Here is a 354-nt window from a genome sequence, read left to right on the forward strand (position 1 = left end):
ACTATCTCCACTCACACCAGAAAAACTTACTGTATTTTTGATTATCAAAGAGTTTGCAATATTTGAACTACTAAAATTTATATTCCTGCCATTTTTATAGGCTCCTGAATTGTAGATAGTTATATCTCCCCTATTACTATTATGGTCAAAACCGTCAACAACATTCCCAACTGCTAAACAGTTTTTAAATATAGCATGATGTTTTAAATCCTTATTATCACTTCCACCAGTCTTAAAACCATTTCCATCTCCACCTCCTTTTGTTCCGTCTTTTAAATATCCATTATTAATTGCCCAACAATTTTCATAAGTCGTTGTAATATTATCTGCACCTTTCGAATATCCATCCCAACC

The 354-nt window shown here is 32.5% G+C and carries 1 pseudogene; it reads right to left on the reverse strand.

The window, feature by feature from the left end:
• Window positions 1-354: pseudogene (locus tag IU405_RS00005) on the reverse strand (hypothetical protein); the annotation flags it as partial.

It is taken from the genome of Polaribacter sp. BAL334, from assembly GCF_015767435.1.
GTDB lineage: Bacteria > Bacteroidota > Bacteroidia > Flavobacteriales > Flavobacteriaceae > Polaribacter.